The organism is Dysgonomonas gadei ATCC BAA-286 (assembly GCF_000213555.1).
GTDB lineage: Bacteria > Bacteroidota > Bacteroidia > Bacteroidales > Dysgonomonadaceae > Dysgonomonas > Dysgonomonas gadei.
In genome coordinates this window covers 382,904-404,343 of the sequence record NZ_GL891981.1, presented here as the reverse complement: position 1 = coordinate 404,343, position 21,440 = coordinate 382,904, and the positions used below count along the sequence as shown (strand labels likewise).

Here is a 21,440-nt window from a genome sequence, read left to right as displayed (position 1 = left end):
ATGAAAAAATATAAAACATTCGCCATTTTATTGCTGGTGATTTTATCTAAATTGTCATTTGCTCAGAACCCGATTATCCTTAATCAGTTTACGGCAGATCCTACAGCCAGGGTGTTCAACGAAAAGGTGTACCTCTTTCCATCACATGACATTCAGGCTCCTGACGGTAAAAATCTCCGGAAAGACTGGTTTTGCATGGAGGACTACCATGTATTTTCATCGGATAATTTAACAGACTGGGTAGACTATGGAATCATCGTTACTCAGAATAAAGTACCCTGGGTCGATTCTATGTCTTACAGTATGTGGGCACCCGATTGTATAGAGCGGAACGGAAAATATTATTTCTATTTTCCGGCCAATATAAAACAGACTGATTTGAATGGGAGAAAAGGGTTTGGTATAGGTGTGGCCATTGCCGATAGACCGGAAGGGCCATATATGCCGCTACCTGAACCCATTGAAAATGTCAGTGGAATTGATCCTTGTATATTCATAGACAAAGATGGCCAGGCGTATCTCTATTGGTCGCAAGGAAATATTTACGGAGCCAAACTGAAAGAAAATATGACGGAGCTCGAATCGGAGCCCGTTGTTTTGAAAGATTTACCCGAAAAAGGACTAAAGGAAGGGCCTTTTGTTTTTGAGAATAACGGAATATACTACCTGACATTTCCACATGTCGAAAAGAAGACTGAAAGGCTCGAATATGCAATGAGTGACAAACCTCTCGGGCCATTCAAAATGACGGGTGTAATTATGGATGAATCGTCTACAGGATGCTGGACAAACCATCATTCACTCCTGAATTTCAAGGATCAGTGGTATCTCTTTTACCATCATAATGATTTATCTCCCGGGTTTGATAAAAACCGTTCGGCCCGTATCGATAGTTTGTTCTTCAACCCCGACGGTACTATTCGTAAAGTAATTCCCACTTTACGCGGAGTAGGCTTAACCGATGCAACCCGCAAGATACAAATCGATCGTTATAGTCAGATAAGCGAAAAAGGCGTTGAAATTCAATTTCTGGATACACTCAACAAGTTCAATGGATGGAAAACTGTATTTAACTCCACTGATGCATGGATCCAGTACAACAGTGTTGATTTCGCAGACAAAGACCTGAAAACAGTGAGTGCAAAAACCTTATCAGAAAAGGGTGGCATTATAGAGATTCGCCTAAATGGAATCCGAGGTACACTTCTTGCCGAGATAAAAGTCCCGGCAAGCAAAGATTGGAAAATAACCAAGGTACCGGTTGAAAGATTCAATCGGGGGATACACAACTTATATATAGTAACAAAAAGTTCTAATAAGATAGAGATTGATTGGCTATCTGCAGATTGATTTGTATGAAATATTGGAGGAACTAACCCATAATAAAAATATTGACAAAGCTAAAAAAGGAATTAAAATTTGAATAAATAAAAAATAAGCGGGTTATTAAGTATTCAATAAAAATTAACAGAACATTTTGTTCCTATATTTTCTAGGACGAATTTCAAGCGCTCTTTGAGATTTTTAAAATTAACGAAAGTCTCAAAAGGTAACCACCTATATTTGATAAACCTCCAGAGTATCTCAATTTTGTTTAGCTCCGGCGAGTATGGCGGCAGAAAACAGATGTATAAATCATCTTTTACCCATTCTTTTATTTTGTTTTTGAAAAGCTTGCTTCTGTGTATTGGAGATAAGAATAGTTTTCTTTTGTATCGTTTAGGCGAATTCATCTATACAAGCAATCACATCCGAGGAATTGAATCCTCCTGTCACCATTTTGGAAAAAAGTTGACATTTTAGATTCATCAATCCAAAAACACTCAGCTTTTGAGACTTCTTTGACGGAATCAATATCGGGCTATCTTTATGTTGCCATGCATACGGGACACATTGGGGGTTAATCCAAAATGAGATTCATCCCCGAAATACAAATCAATATATCCTGCTTTATCTAAAGTCATGAGTTGGTCTATTTCTTGTTTTTGTTTATCGAACAAAGACTGGTCTCGAAGCATTTTTAACGATTGACGCGTCCGTTTCCAGCTATAGCCCATTGTCTTTTAAAAAGTTCTGTAGGTTAGTTTACAGACTTGGATTTGATACTGGTTTTCCAGCAGATGAAGAATGGGGTTAAGATTTCTATTATGTTCTACCAGCATTTCTTACAATTGGTCTTTGACACCGAAAAGCTTAACCTTGGCGCCTCTACCTTTGGCTATTGATAAAGTATTGAACTTTTCTTCTTCTGGAGATTGTTCCCATGAATTAAAGAAATAGTAAAGACTTGTACGTCCCACTTTAGTTATTGAACATATTGTTTTCATTGAATGATTATCATTGGATAACAATAAACTTAAACAACGGCGACGAACTACTGAATTATCACTGGTTTTGTATAAATGTTCCAAGTTTTCCTTTTCTTGTTCTGTTAATTTTATCACTCGCACACAAACATATACATACTTGATTATGAAATAAATGCACGAAATAGTATCGAGCTGTATAGTAATGTTCAAATAAATATTTTAATTTACTTAATTGAATCCAAATCATGATGGACGAGAACGAAGCTCTCGGAAGAGAGATAATATCATCCCTTTTTAAGCGTAGTCTAATATACATCTTGAATTAATACAGGTAAGAGGAGAGTGAATTCCGAACCACTCTTTTGAAAAATAAGTAGGGTAGTCTGCCCTTTGATTTTGGAAGTTCTGAATTTTACTTTTATGGATGTTATGTTTTATAGGATTTTTTAGTTAATGAATTTATTGTTAATTCTGTCTTTACATTTTTCTCGATTGAAGTCTTTGTCTTTCGACTGAATTGTAAATTATAATCCGGCTCTTTCTATTTTACCTCTTACCTTTTTTGCCCCTTGTTCTTCTTTTGAATAACAGGTTGGGGTGGCTTCTGTCCGATCTTTTGCTCTTTCGGCACCCTCGGGTCATTCCACGATTCCTTATATTCTATATCGGATTCATTCTCTTTCCAGAGATACAGATATCCAAAATCATGGGCTCCCCACCACTTGACTTTAGCTTTTGTTATATAGCCTGCTTCTATCATCATTTTATCGCGAATACGCATTTCGTATTTATCATATTTGACAAAAGTATAAGGATTTTTCTTGCAGGAAAAAGCTTTGTCCTTTCCATCATTGAGGAATACATAGGAAGAGAAATTTCCACTACCATCCTTCTTTTTAAGACCTTCCATATATATAAAGCCTCCCTCTTCCAAGGTTTGCCACTGCTGTGGTGTTAATTCTATTCCCTCAATAGTGTGTCCTTTCGGTTTATTTTCAGTTTGGGATTGTATTTTGGGTGGCTGTTCTTGCTGTATCTGCGGCTCTATTATTGCTTGTTTCTTTTCTTTTGAAACGTAGTTTTGTTCCTCTTTCTCTTGTACCTGTAGTAATTGAATATTCTCCTCAAATACCTTTTTAAGATTCCCGAAGCTAAATTTCCGGTCAATTTGTGAACCTTTGAATGCGATATTGTTATACCGGAACGATACACCCTCGATCTCATTGGTTGTCCGTTTATGCTTATAATCAAGTTCAATCCCGAATTCTTTGAGAGCAAATCTCAGATTAGCAGGAGTTCTACAATCGGCTAAAACAGACTTTATTGCATCATATATATAAAACTTCACCTTATCGGGATTGTTCAGTTTCTCGCGTTTGACCCTGTCTTTTCCCTTACCATAAGTCAAGCTGTATTTGTCCTTTAGCTTCTTACAGGTCTTCACATTTCGTTTATAATCATTGTTAACAGAGATCAGTTTTAAGTCATTGTTAATGCGGTTATAGACAATATGCAAATGCTCATTCTCGGTATTATGATGCCTGACAATAATATACTGCGTATTTTTAATCCCCATATCAAACATATATTCTTTCGCTAACTGTACCATAAAGTTATTTGTCATCCGCTCTTTGTCTTCGGGAGCAAACGATATAGGTATATGCCCGACAGGCTGTTTTATTTCCTTCCTGCCGGATCGTTGCATGGCAAAGCTGCGGATCATATCTTTTGAATTATCAGCAAATACGCCTTCCGCTTCGAGCAGTTCAGCCGTTTCATTCATCACATATTGAACACATCCCTTAAATGACTTCCCTTTTATATTTTTAGCGATCATCCAGTAGCTTTTTGATTCTGGTAGTTATACTTATTACCTCCATAGCGGTATTGGAAAGGCCTGATTTATTGGCTTGCCTGGCTATTTGGTTCAAGTTATTAGCCATCCCCGCCAGTTTACGCATCAGGTCTAAATCTTCCAATGAAAAGGGGAGTTTAACACTTCCCTTTAATACCATCTCCCGTGCATATTTGGTGGCCTTCATTCCCAATTTCCCTGCTTTATCCTTCACCGAATTAAAATCCTCTTCGGTCAATTTGAGATTAATTGAATAATTCAGTTTATCCTTTTTTTTCTTTGGCCGTCCACGAAGAGCTTTGTCTTTCTGTTTATCTTTATTTTCCATCGCTGTTTCTTTTGAGATTATGGAAAACTCTCAGATGCCTTTTAACATCTGAGCGGGACGTAACGGAAGCGACCATCGGGAGATGAAGTGAAGTCTCCGCCAGCAGCCCGGACTTTTTGCGACCGACGGGAGCGAAATCCGCAGGCTGCCAAGTGACCTCAAAATCCGCGACCGGCGGGAGCGGGTTTTGAAGCGGAAGATAAATTCAAGGTACTCCGGATTTATCTTCCGCGTGGTCACAGCCCCCTGCAAGGGCAAGGTATGCACGAAGGTTGTCCGAAAATGTGCGAAGCAATTTTCGGGTAACCCGTGCGATTACCTTGCTTCTATGTTGTAATCCAAATAATTTAGCAAAAAGTTTCAACATCATTATAATTTATTTACTTTAGGGTTAGGGAATTGAAGAGGACTCAGGCTCCGCTGAGGAGCAACCTGACAGCAATAGATTCTCTGACAGTATGCAGTAATGCAGAAATTAGGGGAGGTATCTTTAGCCTCCCTTTCTTCATTGCTGACACTGTCTATATGGCTAAAAAAACCTTTATCCTATATCAACATCCTTCTATTAGCGTATCCAATGTGGAGCAAATAATATTGATCTCACATTTTAATCGCATTACCCCTTTTAGCGAATAGGTGCAACTGCCACAATCTACTTGACGTAGTTTATCTACAAGCAAGGTATAGTGGTCTATTGCAGGTAAAAGAAGTTGATATATGGATTTTATAATTAAAGGAGGTTTTCATATTACTACTCCTGTTTGGTACTGATGTTTATCGCGAAGGATATAATAAATCCTACAAGCCAGTTTTCGTGCTATCTTAATGATGGCCACGTTATATTCTTTGCCCTCTTTCCTGTACTGTATAAAGCTTTGCATCATTGCCGGATCTTTCTGGACAGCAATATGAGAACTCTCAACGAGTAACACCCGCAGATACTTGTTGTGACGAAAGGTAATTTCCCCGTTTTGTTGTGTTTCGCCACTCGCCCTGTATGTAGGATGCAATCCCAGATAACCAATAAATTTCTTGGTGTTGCTAAATCTCTTTATATCTTCTACTTCAGTAAGGATTGCCATAGACGTAATCAGGCTGATCCCTGGAATAGTAATCAAATTATAATAATCAGAGCTATATCTGTTATTCTGCGATAATTCTCTAATTTTTCGTGTGACACGCAACAACTTCTCTCTATGGGTCGATATTTTATCCAACATAACTTCCTTAGCCTCCATTCCCGAAGAGCTACCCAGATCAATATTGCGAATCCAGTCTACAAATCTGCGGGAAAAAGAGAGATTGGCTCCGTCAAAATCTGTCTTGTATTTTATACCATAGAAGTTGAGCATAGATTTTGCTTGATTCTTGTAACGTTTGATATCATGCACTATCCCAGCTCTTACACGCAGCAACATACGATCGTTCAATGTAGATATATCCGGTACATGGATTCCCCTTAGCTGACCAGCCCTCAGAGCCAATACTATTTTGAGGCTGTCAACACGGTCATTCTTCTGCACTTCTTGCTTTTGTGAGGTCGGAATATCAGCCGGATTGACGACAATATTTTCTATACCCAACCTGATTAATTCATTGTGAACAGAGAATCCGCAAAAGCCGGCTTCATAAGCAGAAAGATAATTGCCTCCCGGATAATTCGTATGCAGATACTTTTGTAGCAGGGAACCATAGGTATCATTCCCTTTAGTTGATCTTAGTACAGTGGAGGTATTGCTTATCGAAAATGTACGCCCGATAATATAGTCGGTGGCGATGGTCACAGACCAGGAACTGAGATGAACATCCAGACCAATGTAAATTTGTTGTTCAGTGAAATCTAAGGATATTTGCTTTGTTGTTTTCATGGTATGTATTATGATTAGTTTAACAAGCTTATTGGCTGTAAATTTAGAATTTAACCCAATAAGAATACTTTTGCTAATCACATTACAAACATAGGGTCTACTTTGACGACGAGAAAAAAATAAAGAGGCGGGAGTCTCTTTGTTTTTTGAATTGGTGGCAACGTTTTCACTCCGAAGGGAGTGCATTATCGGATACTTCCGATTTAGCAATACGGTTGGTGTATTGCCTATTGCTCTTCAAGGATAGCCGGAGCAAATGAATGGTAGAAAGTGGATTAAATTTCTCATATCATTGTATAAATTAGCTATATCCGACATGGATACTTCGACAAATATAGATCGTTAAATCGATAGTTATATCATTGACAATATGATGTGTATAGCTTTGCTTGGAGATGCATTTATTTGCTATACTGCCTGACAAAATAGAGTCACTCTTATTGCTCCTATTGGTAATATTACTATCTTTAGTACATGTATAATGGTGAGCAAGACATAGATCATGACAGTAATGTTCCCGAAGTATTTCGGGCTGTACAGCAGAGTCTCAATGATTTTGCGGCAATCAACTATGAAACGGCACTTGCTCTGGTCTCACAACCACAATTGACCGAGGCAGAAATGCTCCACTATAAAAGTAAAGTGTTGGATATCATCCGCAACAATCCTCCTCTGGCAAGCTTGCCCAAATACCTTCGTGACGGAAGAGAAGACTATCTTTGGTACAGTGATTTTTATGATGAGATAAGTAAAGATGTTTATCATCAGTATCATACATTTATAAAACCAATAGCTACAATAACTCCAAGCAACTATACTACAGAGTTAAATAAAATCGATTTGCCTTACTTTAGAGAATTGGTAGATTTGGTTAGTCTCGAACGCTTATGTACAAAATATGAGAAACTTCTTCCAAAGCCTAAATTAGATATTCATCAGGAAGAACCACAAGTAAAGAAAACAGTTGTTATTAAGAATGCTAAACCCAAATCTACCAAACGTTCTTATTTACCCAAACTAGGCAAAGAGCAATATGCACTATTAGCAGACTGCATAGAATCTATCAAATTGTTTCGCTCAAAAATAAAAGTATCTGAACTAAAGAAACTACTTTCAGGAAAACTCTCCGAACCACTACAGGTAACTAACCAAAAGACATTGGTCTATCTCCTTGACCAACTGAGCGAACACAAATACATCAAAGCCCAATGGGTATCGGTTGCCGATGGCAATAAAGACTTTATATCCTTTCGCACAGAGGGTAACAAAGAGCGATACGGAGATAGTGCACACTATATCGGTATGCAACAACTACTCAACTGCCGTAACCGCAACAAGCGGGAAAGTATTGTCGGATTGGAAAATATAGAAGACCTGATCGAAGAGCTAAACAAATATAAACTTGAGTAGTTAAAAAAACTTATTCGCCTATATTTTCTATAAATATTTCTATCCTTTATTGAATTTGCATTATCTGCTGTTATCCAGCATATTACATTATACTTGTCGTATAGCCATTATTCCCCAATTACCCCTTACTGAGTATATATCCCAATTGAAACAATTTAATAATCAATAGTATACAATCCTAACCTGTTAGGTAAAGCTGTTATGCTCACAGGGCAGGGATTGAGAATGGATTATACTTGCACTTGATTTCGGAAACAGCGATATACACAGCCGTATACCGCTTATCCTTTCGAAAGATGTAAGATTATGGGTAAAACCAATCGGATCAGAGATACTTGAGTGGGTCTGTCTTAATTCTATTTTAACAAGTCTTATTTTATAAACATTTAAAACAGATTTTTATGAGTGAAGATATCAAAAAAGATAAAACAGCAGATCAGCAACCAGATGTATCTGATATGTTTGATAATAGCACATGAGTAGCTAATTCAGCCAGAGGCAAGCTTTCTCGCAAGAAAGACGAAGAAGAGTATACCAATCGATTTTGGGCAACACGAAAAATCAAGGATTATACTCCAGTCTATATCGATGTTCGGATGAAAGAAAAGCTGCAAATGCTTGTTGCCTCATTGCAACATATTGTGCCGGAGATCACTCCCACTATTTTGTTGTCGAATATCCTAGCCGACCATCTGTCGGTAAACAGAGAGCTGATAACCCGTGCTGCCAACGAAGGGCTAAAACGTTCCCTGGCAAGTACATTTAATAGCGATAAAGAGTAAAACGAAAAATAATAACAACTAAACTGAATGACTATGGAAATTGTTTGTATAGACTTACATACATGGGAACTGTTGAAACAACAGATCAGTAGATTAACTTCTGATATGGCTGCATTGAAAGCTTTATATTGTATCAATCCCAGAGACGGATGAATGGATTCGGCAGATGTCTGCCGTGCTTTGGGAATCTCGAAACGCACTTGGCAGACTTGGCGGAATAATGGCAAGATACCATTTGCAATGCTGGGTGGTAAGGTCTACTACAAGGAAGAGGATATTTCTGAATTGCTAAAAACCGATATGAAGTATACAAACAAATAGCGATGGACAAATTTATCAATTATGAGTCCGAAGAGTTCAAGGAACTCGAAGGGCAAATAGAGCAAGCCTTGAACGATGTACAGGATGTTCGTGATAAGCATCGCCCAACATTGGCAGAGGAACGTTATCTGAGTGGAGAGGAAGTGATGGAGTATCTCCATATCTCACCTCGCACGCTTCAGACTTTGCGAGATAAGCGGATGATCTGTTATACAGCTATCGGAGGCAAAATACTTTATCCCGAGAAAGAACTTCAAGAGGTATTGCATAATAACTACCGATCGCCCGAGCTTCCTTTCTAATGAAAAATAGAATAATAGATATGCAGATTCTAAGGAGAGGGAGTTGAAGTTGCCCCACGCATAAAATGAAAACAAGCATTCTTGATGTTAATCAGGGATGCTTGTTTACTTTTGAAGATATGCGTCATCGTCGGGTCGGTCGTTTTCGTTGCAGGATACCTCTTTACATTTCGAGCAGGGAAACAGGCAAGCCTCGGAGCGAAAATACTATCCATAGGATGGAGATTTTCGTTTCCGACCCGTAGGGCTTCGGGCTTGACTGGTTTGCCTTGTAAGAAGTGACTTTCTCCTGCAATAAAAGGGCTGACTCGATCCTTATTGTTCTTATTCTATTCCACCTTAGCCCATTTGGGGATGATATAGGTCGATGGATTAACGGGGTTGTTTTCTCTCTTTTTGCGGGGCAACATTTCTTTTTGCTTTTTGGTGATTCGTTTGATGTTTCTGAAATCGGATTGAGAGCGGTCTGTCTCCAATTTATATTTATCCCCGATTTTATCCGTCAATACCGCCATATCTTTACTTATCTTGTCATTCGTGATTTTAGCGTAGATTTGAGTCGTGGTTATGCAGCTGTGCCCGAGCATCTGAGAGACTGTTTCGATGGGTACACCTTGTGAGAGGCACACTGTCGTTGCCATTGTATGGCGCCCCATATGCGAGGTAACCCGCTTATTCACACCGCATAACTTGGCTATACGTTGCAAGCAACGGTTCATATTATCGCTGTGGCTTGGTACAGGAAAAACAAAATTATTTTTAGCTACAAGGCGATATTGTTCAATCAGTTGCTTTGCTATCGGCAATAATTTGACATAAAATGTTGCATTGGTCTTTTTACGTTTGGCTATTAGCCATAATTCGCCATCAAAAGAAGTTTGAATATCATCGAAAGTCAATTTCTTGACATCCGCATAAGCCAAACCCGTAAATGCTTGAAAGACGAAAATATCCCGAATCTGGCGTTGCTTGTATCGGCGGAGCTCTACTGCCATGAAACGCTTGAGTTCATCTTCTGTTAGATACCCTCTGTCACGGGTCTTGGCCTTGAACCGGAAACCGGCAAAAGGGTTGACGTGTATATAGCCTTTACGTTGGGCAATCAGCATAACCTGTTTGAGCTTAGTTACGGCAGTAAGCAGGGTACTGCCTGCCAGCTTGCGTTCTTCGAGTAGGTAAGCATAATAATCTTCGATAAACAGGGGTTCAATTTCTTTAATGGGAATATCGGACAAATTATATCTGTCCCGAAGAAACATCTCTACCCGTTTGCGATTGATTAGCAATTGTTCGTAAGAGCCTTCGGTACGGTCTTTACCGACACGCCTGGCATAACTTTCGTAAAACTCGTCAGCAATAGAAAAGAAAGTGCGGAACTCATCGCCAAAACCAAGATACCCATTTTTGACTTTCTCGGCAGAGACAAAGTTATCTTTGTCGCAGATACTTTGGTACTGCTTGCCGATCTGGGTTTTGATGTTATCCAACTGCTGGTTGATTTTCTGTGCTTCGAGGCTTTTGCCTGCTGCACGGTTGGCTTTGGTGTCCCAAAGTTCGGGTTTGATGTTTAGCTTACAGCTAAACTGGGAGATAGTGCTATTTACAGTTATCCTTCCCATAATGGGGGCTTTTCCTGCTTTCAGATTGTTTTTCTTCAGGTAAAACAAAACCTTGAATGTACTTCTTGCCATAACTCTAATTTTTTAATTACAAATTTAGTTTACTTAGAGTTATCCGGTGCTATGCAAAATTACGCAAACCATTGAATAAGTGTCGAATAGACTCCAGTTTCGTAAAGTTACTCAGGTAATGATTTGGTAACTGAACTCGCTGTCATCTTTGCTTTTTCGTGCGTTTATTCTCCTTTGGCTAAAAGAGCCGTTTTACTTAATCCTTTGATTAAGTTTTAATTACCTTCGTTTGCTCTCCCTTTTCTAAATGGCTGCTGTTTCCTTAAAGTATTCGTTCATCTTCTGGTTAGAGCATATGGGAAATAGTTTCCCATCTTTTTGTTTGTCTCTGTACTTTTCAATTATAGCTAGTGGAACTTCGAGAAGTCGAATATTAGAGGGTACGCTCGTCTTTTGACGTTTGGTCATTACCCATTGATGTCCATCAAATGCGGTTTTGATATTATCTTCTGTTAGTTGTGCTGCATCAATATAGCTAAGACCTGTATAGCACATAAAAATGAAGATATCTCTTACTTGACCTAGTCTTTCGGTTAAGAATTCCTTTTCATAGATGGTATCAATTTCTTCCTGAGTCAATATCTCTCTAACAACCTTGGTTGTGCGGAGTTTTAAACCGCCAAAAGGATTAATCTTTATATCTGCTCCAGTATTCTTTATATAATGAAAGACTGTTCTAAATCGTTGGATAAACTTCAATGCTGTATTGTTATTACACTTATGTGTATTCATGAGAAAGAGTGAGAATTTTTCAACAAAAACAGGAGTCAGCTCAAAAACAGGAATATCTGAAAGATTGTATTCTGTTTTTAGGAACTCTTCTAAACGAAGTCTTGTCAGTTTGTAACGATTAGCAGTTGTGAGCGAAGTACCTTTTCCAATCTTCGATAAATAGAACTCATTGTGTTCAGAAAAATATTCCAATAACATCTTTTTCCGATCGGTATCTACACCTAATATGATATTCTTTATTTTCTCTGGAGAAACATAACCATAGTCACTTAGCTGTTTATAATACAATTCGTTTACTTTTGCGCTAATAGATTCTAGCAGGCGATTGGTGTTCATTGACTCTGCGCTTTTGCCGACTGCCTTTCCATTCTTAGTATCCCATAGTTCAGGCTTGATTTGCAACTTGGAGCTAAACTGAACTTGTTCTCCATTTATAGTAATCCTAACCATAATAGAAGAATTACCATTTTTGTTCACTTCATTTTTTCGGAGGTAAAACAATACACGAAAAGTTGACTTCATAAGATTCATAACACGTAAATTTTAGTGTTCAAAACTATTGTTAATTGTTAGAAGTCAGGCGGACAAAACACTGCCAAATTTCGACAAATAAACGAGTTACAGTCTAATTCGTTACGGACTTTGTCTTTTGCTCAATCCGTAACGATTCCGTAACGAATGTATGTCCAATATTGGTATTTTAATGACTGATTATGTCTGAGGGAGGGAATAAAAAAACTCCCTAAGAATCTATCTTAGAGAGTTTTGTCTTGTTTTGTCAGAAATGAGTCTTTGATTTTCTGATCTTTCTGTGATCCCGCTGGGACGGGTCGTATATTTTAAACTTGGCTATACAAGCCTGTTTGCATGATGTCTAAAAAGTAGTCCTTGACCGAGGCTACGATTGTATTTCACTATTTTTCTGCCTACTTCACAACTTCTTGTGGCAGTACTACAAAGATAGGAATTCAAAATTGAAGAACAAAACAATAGAAGAGACTATATCCTGTTTAGTATTATGAAACTATATCTCAACTCGATAGGAATCGATGTGTAAATGCACATCATTAAGATTTACTTCCTCAAATTCAGGAATACCCTCAATATCGTAAACCCGAATTAGCTTATATTTTGATTTATTATTTTGATAAAATTTATATTCTAAATCAGACAAGAAAAACTGATTAGCTAAATAGTCTTGTTTCTTTCTTGTCGTAGTTTTTACTTCAATGAATATTTCATTTTTTTTATCATCACAAGACTTTATATCGTAACCAAATATATCTGAGATTAAGGATACGTGCTCCAAATAAAATTTATGATTTATATTCAGTTTTATTAATCTTTCCTGCTCTTTTCCAAATATAAACTTTTCTCCTTTTAAACCAATTAAGGCTTTTCTTTTTGCTTGTTCAGCTCTTTGCTCAGGTGTTAGATAAGATTGTTTTATATCAGATTTATCAGAGCCTTCTGTAGGTATAATAGCCATTAGAAACAATAACATCTTTACATATAACGCGATTGTTGAAGTCTCAATTATTCCTTTTTCATTAACTTTTAATTTATAAACTAATTGGCTGTTTTGCGGTGTTTCGGTTATAATATTTAACCAGTCTTCTGAGCTTATTTCCTTACTGTCAGATATTGGTTTAAAACCAAAATCGATTAATTCTTCATATTGTTTTTTTAGGTATATACTTGAGCTTATTGTTTGAGATAGAGTTTTCCCAAGGAATAAGAGCCGATCCATATCTGCAGATTTTCCTCTAGAAGCAGCTCTTCCAAAGTAAAATCCTATATCTAACGCATTTGATTCTGAATCTACAACAAAACTAATTTGTGCTGCATATTGCTTGTTCCCTGCTCCTTTAAAAATACCAGACCAAATTCTATTCAATTTAGTCCCTCCAAATTTAATTGGATTACCAGAAGAAGCTCCAGATATAAATTCCCCGAAATCAGAGTCAAATTGGATCTTAAACTGCTCAGCTAATAGCTTAAGTTTATATTTAAAAGCCTTAAATTTTTCTCGTTCACTATAGATGGAATTAGATTCCATAGTATTATTGCTATAAGATCTACTGGACAAGTTGTTTATGAATTCAAGTTCTTCTTTTCTAAAATCAGTCATTTGATAATGATTTAATCTGTTTTAATTAGGACGAAATTTCGATATAAATTCCTTTTCTATCATGCTCAATATTTTAGAAAAATTCTTATCGAATTTTTCAATAGAGCTTGTTATTTCTAAATAATCGTTTAAATTTAGAGATATATGAGCATTAGAGATACATTCAAATTCAGGATGTTTAATATGTATATGAGGGTATTTTTTATAACTCTCCTCAAGAATATCAAGATCAATATGAAAGGCTAAAATCTCAGCATAATCATTAATGTCTTTTTTCATTTTAAGCTGAAAATATAACTTTTGTAAGATCCACGTTTTTGCTGAATTGCGCATCCAGATTTCAAAATACTTAGCCTTTATATTTTGATTACTTGTTTTAAAAAGAGCTTTAGGGTCATTGCCTATAGAATCTTTTGCATAAATTATAACAGAATTATTCTGCTGAGGCTTGCTTTCTGCTGCAATTCGAGAATTAATAGATAGTAAAATCTTTCTAATCTGATTAGTCCTTCCATAAAGAGCTTTTTCTTCAATTAAAATTGCCATAATTTCCTAAGATTATATCATTTTCCTCTTTACTAAGATTGTAAAAATCTAATGTCATATGATCAATTTCTTTTTCTAAATCAATTATCTTATGGAATGGTATTCTTTCTTCATTATATGAAAATCGTTCTTTTACTAATGAAATATACTTAAGAAAAGCTGGTCTAGATATCGAAATTGGATCTATTACAGGGATTTCTTTAAGACTATTAGGCTCAATCATCATAAAGCCATTCTGATAGCGAGATGTGTGATTCAATAAATACCAAGTACAAACAGAGGAATTGAGTATTCCAAGCATGAAAAACATCAAATCTATATCGATAGAGGCTAAAATACTGTCTTTCTTTAATACTAAGAATGGAGATCTAGAAACAGCATATTTACCTGATATATCTATAGAAAACTTAGGAGAAAATACTAAATGTGGGGTTAAAATTTTCGGAACCATCATAAATTCAGGTTTACGAGGGCGATTAGGTTCCCACCATTGCATATTTCCTTTTTTCACTTCACTTCGTTCAGATAACGTATTATAAAATTGATACAATCTTTTATATGTGAAAGGAAATCTATGTTTTAAGGTCACTTCATCGATTTTTGAACCATTTTTTAGATATGGATAAAAGAAATATTCTTGAGAATCTTCAATAATAGAAAATTTCATCATTTCACGATCACCCAGATAAGGTATATATATTTCTTCTTCTTTTTTAGGGATCTTACTTTTGGGAATAATAAAGGCTTCAATTAAGCCTGAAGCAAATCCAGTTCTAGTCTCTAAGAAGTCTTCTAACTTCTTATATTTAGATAGTTTAATCTCTAGATTAGATTCGGCAGGAGTTAATAAATGCCATTTCTCTTTATTAAAAAATTCCTGAGAAATGCCAAATATATTATATGACATATTATTAGACATTTTCTCAGCAAGAATATCTGTCAAGGCTTTTCCCACATAATCTTTAATTGTAGCTATTATAGCGCTTGGAGTGATCTTTTCTCTTTTCTTTTTTTTCTGAAATATTAATAATATAGGGTATACTCCTGCATCCTCGAATATTTTGTAATCAACAGATGACAGGTCAACTAAACAGAGTATATTACATTCATTCGCTAGATGTTTCCTAATTAATTTTGCACTATCAGTAACTAAAAATGTGTTAGGTAAAACGAATAGACCAATTCCTCCTTCATTAAGAGAATCAATTCCTATTTTTACAAAAGATAGATAAAGATCATATTTATTATATGAGTATTCTGCTAGAAAAGATTTAACCTTATTCCGATCTTCGTTAGACATTAATCCATAACTAATAAAAGGCGGATTTGAAATTACAACATCACATTTGAAGTTTTTATTGTTCGTAAAATAATTAATAGAATCTTGATTAATTATATTCAAATTTTCTTTAGGTAGTTCTCCTGTAATTACTAAATGTAATAATGTTAGGGATAGCTTTGCAGCATCACAAGCTGTACTATTTTTGTCTATTCCAGTTAAATTAGAAAATGCTTTTTGGATAGATCTCTTATCCGTAATATTTTCAACCAAAGTCCTTAGGAAAATTCCAGATCCAACAGCAGGTTCTAGAATTTTCAAATCTCCATTTAATATATTAGGATTGACCTTTTCTATATATCTGCTGAAAAAACGAGCTATAAATTGAGGAGTATAATAACTACCACTTGATTTATTAACTTCTTCGTATGGATTTGGTGTATTATTAAAGAGATTATACTGAACGATTTCGGTCTCTTTAATATTGAGAATAGATACATATTTTTCATATATTCGACTTAAAGCATGCTTTGAGATTATTGAAAAGTCATACTTGTAAGGAGTTCTATTTGATTTATAAAAATCAGTAAATATGTTATTTAATGTATTTTTATCTAACTTGTTTATATTCGAAAACAAATCCTTATTTATAATTTGATCAGGATATGACTTGATATCTAAGTTATCGAAAGATAATGATAGAATATCACTGAATTGTATTTTTTCAGACCATAAACTTTTTAGTAGAACTTGTTCTGATCCATCTATTTCCCGACTATCTTCGAATGCTCTAGTAAATATTATTGCATTAAAAAAATTTGAAATTTCTTCATTAGAGATACGTCCATTTAATTCAGAATAAATAAACCTTTTATACCTAGATATAGTGTTTATTAATTCGTCATCTAATGCAGGTAGATTTGCTCTTATCGACTGACTATCAATATATTTAAAGAAGTAATCACTGCTTAAAGTATCTCTAAAGCTATCTAGTCTTTGAGTATATATAATATTATTATCAATCGCTAATCGATTGTGAAAAGCTCTAATTGCCCCATTATCAATTGTTATATGATAATCAATAAGATTATTATATGAGATTCCAAGTATATTAGTTTGATTTTTGTACTCCAATAGAGCATTTGTGTGACTATTATTGATAAAAGAAATAACCGCAGGATTATCTAATCCATGTTCAACAAATAAATGCCCAGTTGCAATGCTTCTATTATTTTTATTTTCTATAATATCACTAGGATACCAGCCCAGTTGTTCTGCCAAATTTTCAGCTAAATCCACAAATGAATGATCTCCATTCCATGGCATCAATAGGTCTTGTATCAAATTTAAATTCAAATTCATAATAATCAACTAGTTAATTGTTGTTTATATAGGTAGTTACAAAGATAATAAATTAAACTTAATGACGTTTGTTACACATTTTAATAATAAAATATATAGGCTATAATCGTATTTATCATATAGATAATTTTTCCACAAAGTCTTTAATTATTCCCTAAATCATCTTATATTAATTCCTGATATATCTCAAAAAAGTTAAGACAAGTATATCTGATTTATTAACCCAAGGTGCTACATTTTCTGTCCGTTACTCCTCTTTTTCCGCTCTTCCATTTTTTTCAATTCCTGCATATCCTCACCATAAACTTCAGTAGAAAAAATACCTAAAGCAGAAGATAATCCCAAATCAGGAATAATGACTGATTGACTAACCGACTCTCTTGTTTGCTGACTTACTGATTGCTTGACTGCATGACTTACTGAATTAGTGAATTCATCTATACGTTCTTCCATTCTCAATTGATCTTGGATAGAACCATTCTTCATAGTATTATAATATTCAAAGGATTCATCCAATGCTCGATTATAGTTGAACAGTATATCAAATCGCTGTTCTACCTGTTGAAAAAGATTGGTTCTATCAAAACCTCCTTTAATTACTCCTTTGTTGGTGTTGCGATGATTTGTTAATGGTGAGAGTTTAATTTTATTGGCTTGGTCTTTTCTACTGACAATAATATGACAGTGTATATTGTTTTGGTTATTCGAACGACTTCTATCAAAGTGAATCTTCCCATAAAACTTAATATCATCTGCTGATAGACCTTTATTGAAGTTCTTGGCATATTCAGGAATAAATACTTCCCGAATATATTTTCGCATCGCTTCGGCTTGCTCCTGCTCTGTGCTTCCCATTGCTTGTAGTTCTTTAGCCGATGGACTGATATGGATAGCGTAAAACTTGGCATCAGTTTTCAACAACTGAGCTCTGTTATTGTCTATATCTTTCACAACTTGCGATTTATATAGATTTTCTTCTGTCAGATTGAAAAAGCCTTCGATATAAATGCCTTTCTCCATCCGTTCCAAATCCTCATGCTCTAGGTATTGGGCTAGCCGTTTACAGCTCCCTGCATTGTTATATGTCCCTTTGGATGGTGGTGGAAAATCTATATTCATTTTGTTTATTATTTGTGTGTGTGTGATGTTATTACTCATTAATCAGATTGATAATTTCTGTTTTTAGATTCTCTTTTCGTTTTCCATCCATTAATCCTGTTGTGGCTAGTTCTGAATACAAGCTGATAAGTTGCAGTAGTTTCTTATTATCTTTTTGTTGAGTCTTATAGATTGCTGATAGCTGTTTCCCTTGATTGTTAATCACATCGGCGTGTCCTATAAATTTCTCGCTTAACATCCTTAACAGATTGCTCTGTCCTTCCTGATTGGCTTTAAGATGGGAGAGAATAATATCTTCCATTGATTTGACAATCTGATCAAATCTTGTGGCGATTGAATTACTTGTGCGTATCATCGGATTGAGTTGTTCTTCTTCGTAGTGGCGAATAAAACGGATAATATCATCTTGTCGTTTATTGATCTTTCTTAATTCGGCTTTTGTCGATTCGGGTGCTTCGCTTGGATTGATATTTGCCTTATCTAAATACAGAAAAGCAAGCTTTGTAATTTCTCCTTTTTTCAGTGAATAGCGTTTACTGAGTTTCTCAATTAGTCTATCTGTTTCTTTGTCTATGGCTATGGTGGTAAATATGGTTTTTCTATTCTGTTTTTCCATAGTTATAACTATTTTATAGTTATTCATATATCTAACTTGCTTAAACAGAATTGTATATCAATTCCAGTTATAGCAAGTGTTATAACAGTGCTTTTTTATAAAGCACTAAAGCCGAAGGCTTTGCCCCGAAGGGCAAGAGGAGAACAGGACGATAGTCCAGTTCCCTCTTGCTCAATTTAGCTAAACAATCCGAAGCGGTTGAGCGAGGGTGTTTCTGCTAAATGCGGAGCCTGTAGAGAGGGTGATGGACTAGACACAGCCCTCACCTTTTTGCTTCATTCTGCTTAGATGAGTAGATGCAGAATCATTTCAAGGTTTTACCATCTTCTATGCCTTTGTTGAACATCACAATCTCTTTCTTTGAGGCATAGGATTGAATAAATTCTTTTACATCAGCCATACGATAGAAGGTCTTTCGCCTAACTAGGAAATATCGAAGTTGTCCGCTATCCCGATAACGTTGCAAAGTCCGATAACTCACTTTGAGAAGAAACGCGAGATCTTGATTATCTAACAATTTATCTTCATTGTTAAATGCTTCTCCTGTAGCCATCATTGCTTTTAGGTCGCTACCTATAATTGTAAGCTTCTTGAATAGTTTCTCCATCCATGATAGGAAGTCTTCATTGTCTAAATACATAATACGTTGTTTTTGAAATTAATAATTGATTAATTCCAATCGATTGGTAAAGCAAAGAACTGACAATTGGAGACAGAAAAATAGAGGGATAGTTAACTACCCCTCTAACAATAACCTACAATCTACTTATACACAACATGTTATAAATACATTATTTTTCATCTTGTTTCTTTATCCTTACGAATTATCATATTACGAAGGAAATCAAGAGCTTTTGTTCGATTGAATGGTTTTCGTTTATATATTTCACAGGTCTTATCTGAGATATCACCAAAAGAAACATTAAATACCAATTCAAATTTATCTCCAATCTGAGTCCTACTTGCTGGCTTACCTTCATTGTTTAATACTTCCTGACTTAGATAGAGGCTTTCGACAATCTCTGCTAATGCAACAATCCCCAAGTCTTTTGACTTAGGGATTATATGCAGATCGGATTGAAATGTCTGCTCGTTAGCGAATCGTTCAGGATGGGTGAATCTTGTTTCTAATAATACCAACTCAGAATCAATCACTGAAATTGCTTTCTGCAAGTAGAGATATTTTAGGGCATTTTTCCCCCTGCTCGTATAAAATTTGTGCTTGCAATGATTGGAACTCTATACGAGTCAGGTTTAATGACCGAAAGATAGTTCTATAATCTGTTTCGGTTTGATTTAGGGTTAATACGTCTATTACAAAAATTTCATAGGCGTGTTGCATTTTTAGGTTTGTCACTGATGAGTTATCAATCAGTAGATTGAAGAACTCTGCTTTTACTAATCTTTTCATATATGTTTAATTTACATTAGAGTAAACATGTCATACGAAAAAGAATTAATTGGGTTGAATAACAAGTTGTACGTTATAGATATATTTTTCAGACATCGCAAAAACAGAATAAAGAAACTTTTAATAAAACATATTCTTGTCTGCTGACTGTTTTTGAATTCAGAATATAAGATTCCTTTATCTGTTATCCTCCTAAAAGAAGGTATACAATAAAAGTTCCTATGATTAGAAATAAAATTATTGATAGAACTGCTATAATAATTTCCTTGCTAATGCCACCCTCCTTATTCTTAGGATAAGACTTAAAGGACTGCCAGTTTAATTTTAGATGAAATATATTTAAGATTATAAAAGCGATTCCGGCTAAAGCATGACATGATACGCTAATATGTTTTTCAAGGCTATCAGGTTCATCTTCAAAGAACTGAATTAATATAGCTGTAATAAACAAAATTATCAGAGCAAAAAATAGTCCGATGGATATGAACGCCCGATAATTAAATCCTCTTTTATATGATACTTTCATAATTTATTCTTTAATAGTATAATCTTTAACATCTACTTCCGATAATCTGAAATATCCATAAGCAAAATTTTCACTATTGGTCTGATTTACAATATTACCCCGAACGGCAGCTGGTGTTGGCGAAAACATAGGTCCATCATCATTACCTGATGCCAGCAATAGTTTTGCCATATAGTCATAATATCTTTTAGAGATTCCGTATAATTTGAGGTTTAGAACGTCCCCCACTTCCAAATCCTCATGTGAATAATAAACAGCTGTTAAGGCGCCCTGATTCATTTCGTTATTTTCGACACTATATTGTGGGAATATTATATGCCTCATCTTAACGCTATACAGATAGTAATTATACTCAGCACCATTGTCCTGATAGTAGTATGTAATTTCAATTTCGTCACCTGCCATACCTCCTTTATTGTTCTGTTGGATTGTATCTTCGATTTTTGGTGTCCCGATTAAAGTTTCCGTAGCGGTATATGTTTCTCCATTCAGGTTAACTGTCAATGTATATGTTTCTCCAATAACAGGTTCAAAATTGGTGCAGATATATTCACCTTTACTGGTAGTCTCAATAAAATCAAAAACGATATTCTCTGTATTGGCTACAGAAATGGTTGCTCCTGAAACGGTCGGAAATTTATCCTCGTAGTAGCCTGTTGTGGTCGTCAATTTAATTTTTTGTTCGTTGCCTGTTGTACCCTTTATCCAGTCAATGGATGCATCTATTACCAGTCTTGGCTCGGCTGTCTCTAAATCGACTTTGATAACATCTTCATAGCACGCAGTAAAGGACAAAGCTATTATTACGATTAGAATTATATTTAATGATTTCATCTTATGATTTTTTGAATG

Annotated in this window: 24 protein-coding genes and 1 pseudogene; 5 read left to right on the top strand and 20 right to left on the bottom strand. The window is 35.4% G+C overall.

The annotated features are described in order from the left end of the window. Positions 1-1,350, top strand: coding sequence for a family 43 glycosylhydrolase (locus tag HMPREF9455_RS08230; protein WP_006799186.1), 1,350 nt, complete (start codon positions 1-3; stop codon positions 1,348-1,350). Positions 1,351-1,454: 104 nt separating this feature from the next. Here the strand turns inward: HMPREF9455_RS08230 and HMPREF9455_RS21945 are convergent, their stop codons facing one another. The 7 genes from HMPREF9455_RS21945 to HMPREF9455_RS08205 all read right to left on the bottom strand — a co-directional run bounded on the left by HMPREF9455_RS21945 (position 1,455) and on the right by HMPREF9455_RS08205 (position 6,360). Beyond that, positions 1,455-1,733, bottom strand: coding sequence for a transposase (locus HMPREF9455_RS21945; protein WP_052303070.1), 279 nt, complete (start codon positions 1,731-1,733; stop codon positions 1,455-1,457). Between the two features lie 117 nt (positions 1,734-1,850). Then, positions 1,851-2,057, bottom strand: a complete 207-nt coding sequence (locus HMPREF9455_RS08220) for a hypothetical protein (RefSeq protein WP_006799185.1) — start codon at positions 2,055-2,057, stop codon at positions 1,851-1,853. A 108-nt stretch (positions 2,058-2,165) separates the two neighbouring features. Next, positions 2,166-2,444 (bottom strand): hypothetical protein, encoded by a 279-nt coding sequence (locus HMPREF9455_RS21345; RefSeq protein WP_148401859.1) that lies wholly within the window; start codon positions 2,442-2,444, stop codon positions 2,166-2,168. Between the two features lie 418 nt (positions 2,445-2,862). Then, entirely contained in the window at positions 2,863-4,146 is a 1,284-nt protein-coding gene (locus HMPREF9455_RS20685) for a relaxase/mobilization nuclease domain-containing protein (protein ID WP_006799183.1), read from the bottom strand. Continuing rightward, positions 4,136-4,492 (bottom strand): MobC family plasmid mobilization relaxosome protein, encoded by a 357-nt coding sequence (locus HMPREF9455_RS08210; RefSeq protein ID WP_006799182.1) that lies wholly within the window; start codon positions 4,490-4,492, stop codon positions 4,136-4,138. Before HMPREF9455_RS08210 ends, HMPREF9455_RS20685 begins: the two co-directional genes overlap by 11 nt. 205 nt (positions 4,493-4,697) lie before the next feature. Next, positions 4,698-4,862 (bottom strand): hypothetical protein, encoded by a 165-nt coding sequence (locus HMPREF9455_RS21340; RefSeq protein WP_157256594.1) that lies wholly within the window; start codon positions 4,860-4,862, stop codon positions 4,698-4,700. 373 nt (positions 4,863-5,235) lie between these two features. Further along, on the bottom strand, positions 5,236-6,360 hold the full coding sequence (locus HMPREF9455_RS08205) for an IS110 family RNA-guided transposase (protein WP_006799180.1): 1,125 nt from the start codon (positions 6,358-6,360) through the stop codon (positions 5,236-5,238). Positions 6,361-6,834: 474 nt separating this feature from the next. Here HMPREF9455_RS08205 and HMPREF9455_RS08200 point away from each other — a divergent pair, with 474 nt between their 5' ends. The 4 genes and pseudogenes from HMPREF9455_RS08200 to HMPREF9455_RS08185 all read left to right on the top strand — a co-directional run bounded on the left by HMPREF9455_RS08200 (position 6,835) and on the right by HMPREF9455_RS08185 (position 9,175). Beyond that, positions 6,835-7,770, top strand: coding sequence for a hypothetical protein (locus HMPREF9455_RS08200; RefSeq protein ID WP_006799179.1), 936 nt, complete (start codon positions 6,835-6,837; stop codon positions 7,768-7,770). Positions 7,771-8,288: 518 nt separating this feature from the next. Continuing rightward, a pseudogene (locus tag HMPREF9455_RS21010) lies at positions 8,289-8,552 on the top strand (DUF3408 domain-containing protein); the annotation flags it as partial. Between the two features lie 153 nt (positions 8,553-8,705). After that, on the top strand, positions 8,706-8,873 hold the full coding sequence (locus HMPREF9455_RS21005; RefSeq protein WP_083820955.1) for a helix-turn-helix domain-containing protein: 168 nt from the start codon (positions 8,706-8,708) through the stop codon (positions 8,871-8,873). Between the two features lie 2 nt (positions 8,874-8,875). After that, entirely contained in the window at positions 8,876-9,175 is a 300-nt protein-coding gene (locus HMPREF9455_RS08185; RefSeq protein WP_006799176.1) for a helix-turn-helix domain-containing protein, read from the top strand. 29 nt (positions 9,176-9,204) lie between these two features. Here the strand turns inward: HMPREF9455_RS08185 and HMPREF9455_RS21635 are convergent, their stop codons facing one another. The 13 genes from HMPREF9455_RS21635 to HMPREF9455_RS08125 all read right to left on the bottom strand — a co-directional run bounded on the left by HMPREF9455_RS21635 (position 9,205) and on the right by HMPREF9455_RS08125 (position 21,422). Next, positions 9,205-9,390 carry a hypothetical protein gene (locus tag HMPREF9455_RS21635; protein WP_148401858.1) on the bottom strand — a complete coding sequence of 62 codons (186 nt, stop codon included), beginning with the start codon at positions 9,388-9,390 and terminating at the stop codon, positions 9,205-9,207. Between the two features lie 114 nt (positions 9,391-9,504). After that, positions 9,505-10,866, bottom strand: coding sequence for a site-specific integrase (locus tag HMPREF9455_RS08180; RefSeq protein WP_006799175.1), 1,362 nt, complete (start codon positions 10,864-10,866; stop codon positions 9,505-9,507). Between the two features lie 243 nt (positions 10,867-11,109). Next, a complete protein-coding gene (locus tag HMPREF9455_RS08175) occupies positions 11,110-12,129 on the bottom strand; it encodes a site-specific integrase (protein WP_006799174.1) in 1,020 nt (339 codons plus the stop codon). A gap of 493 nt (positions 12,130-12,622) precedes the next feature. Further along, the gene (locus tag HMPREF9455_RS08170; protein WP_006799173.1) at positions 12,623-13,729 is read right to left on the bottom strand and encodes a protein NO VEIN domain-containing protein; all 1,107 of its coding nucleotides are present in this window, start codon (positions 13,727-13,729) and stop codon (positions 12,623-12,625) included. Between the two features lie 21 nt (positions 13,730-13,750). Further along, the gene (locus HMPREF9455_RS08165; RefSeq protein WP_006799172.1) at positions 13,751-14,275 is read right to left on the bottom strand and encodes a hypothetical protein; all 525 of its coding nucleotides are present in this window, start codon (positions 14,273-14,275) and stop codon (positions 13,751-13,753) included. Then, on the bottom strand, positions 14,259-16,916 hold the full coding sequence (locus tag HMPREF9455_RS08160; protein WP_006799171.1) for an N-6 DNA methylase: 2,658 nt from the start codon (positions 16,914-16,916) through the stop codon (positions 14,259-14,261). Before HMPREF9455_RS08160 ends, HMPREF9455_RS08165 begins: the two co-directional genes overlap by 17 nt. A 231-nt stretch (positions 16,917-17,147) precedes the next feature. Beyond that, on the bottom strand, positions 17,148-18,035 hold the full coding sequence (locus HMPREF9455_RS08155; RefSeq protein ID WP_006799170.1) for a DUF5712 family protein: 888 nt from the start codon (positions 18,033-18,035) through the stop codon (positions 17,148-17,150). 31 nt (positions 18,036-18,066) lie between these two features. Then, a complete protein-coding gene (locus tag HMPREF9455_RS08150) occupies positions 18,067-18,651 on the bottom strand; it encodes a BfmA/BtgA family mobilization protein (RefSeq protein ID WP_006799169.1) in 585 nt (194 codons plus the stop codon). Positions 18,652-18,955: 304 nt separating this feature from the next. Then, complete coding sequence (locus tag HMPREF9455_RS08145) at positions 18,956-19,291, bottom strand: helix-turn-helix domain-containing protein (RefSeq protein WP_006799168.1); 336 nt, start codon at positions 19,289-19,291, stop codon at positions 18,956-18,958. Between the two features lie 158 nt (positions 19,292-19,449). Next, complete coding sequence (locus HMPREF9455_RS08140; RefSeq protein ID WP_006799167.1) at positions 19,450-19,824, bottom strand: hypothetical protein; 375 nt, start codon at positions 19,822-19,824, stop codon at positions 19,450-19,452. Then, complete coding sequence (locus HMPREF9455_RS08135; protein WP_006799166.1) at positions 19,799-20,062, bottom strand: hypothetical protein; 264 nt, start codon at positions 20,060-20,062, stop codon at positions 19,799-19,801. The genes HMPREF9455_RS08140 and HMPREF9455_RS08135 overlap by 26 nt, the downstream gene beginning before the upstream one ends. Before the next feature lie 184 nt (positions 20,063-20,246). After that, a complete protein-coding gene (locus tag HMPREF9455_RS08130) occupies positions 20,247-20,588 on the bottom strand; it encodes a DUF4405 domain-containing protein (protein WP_006799165.1) in 342 nt (113 codons plus the stop codon). A 3-nt stretch (positions 20,589-20,591) separates the two neighbouring features. After that, positions 20,592-21,422, bottom strand: a complete 831-nt coding sequence (locus HMPREF9455_RS08125) for a DUF4249 domain-containing protein (RefSeq protein WP_006799164.1) — start codon at positions 21,420-21,422, stop codon at positions 20,592-20,594. Between the last annotated feature and the right edge of the window lie 18 nt (positions 21,423-21,440).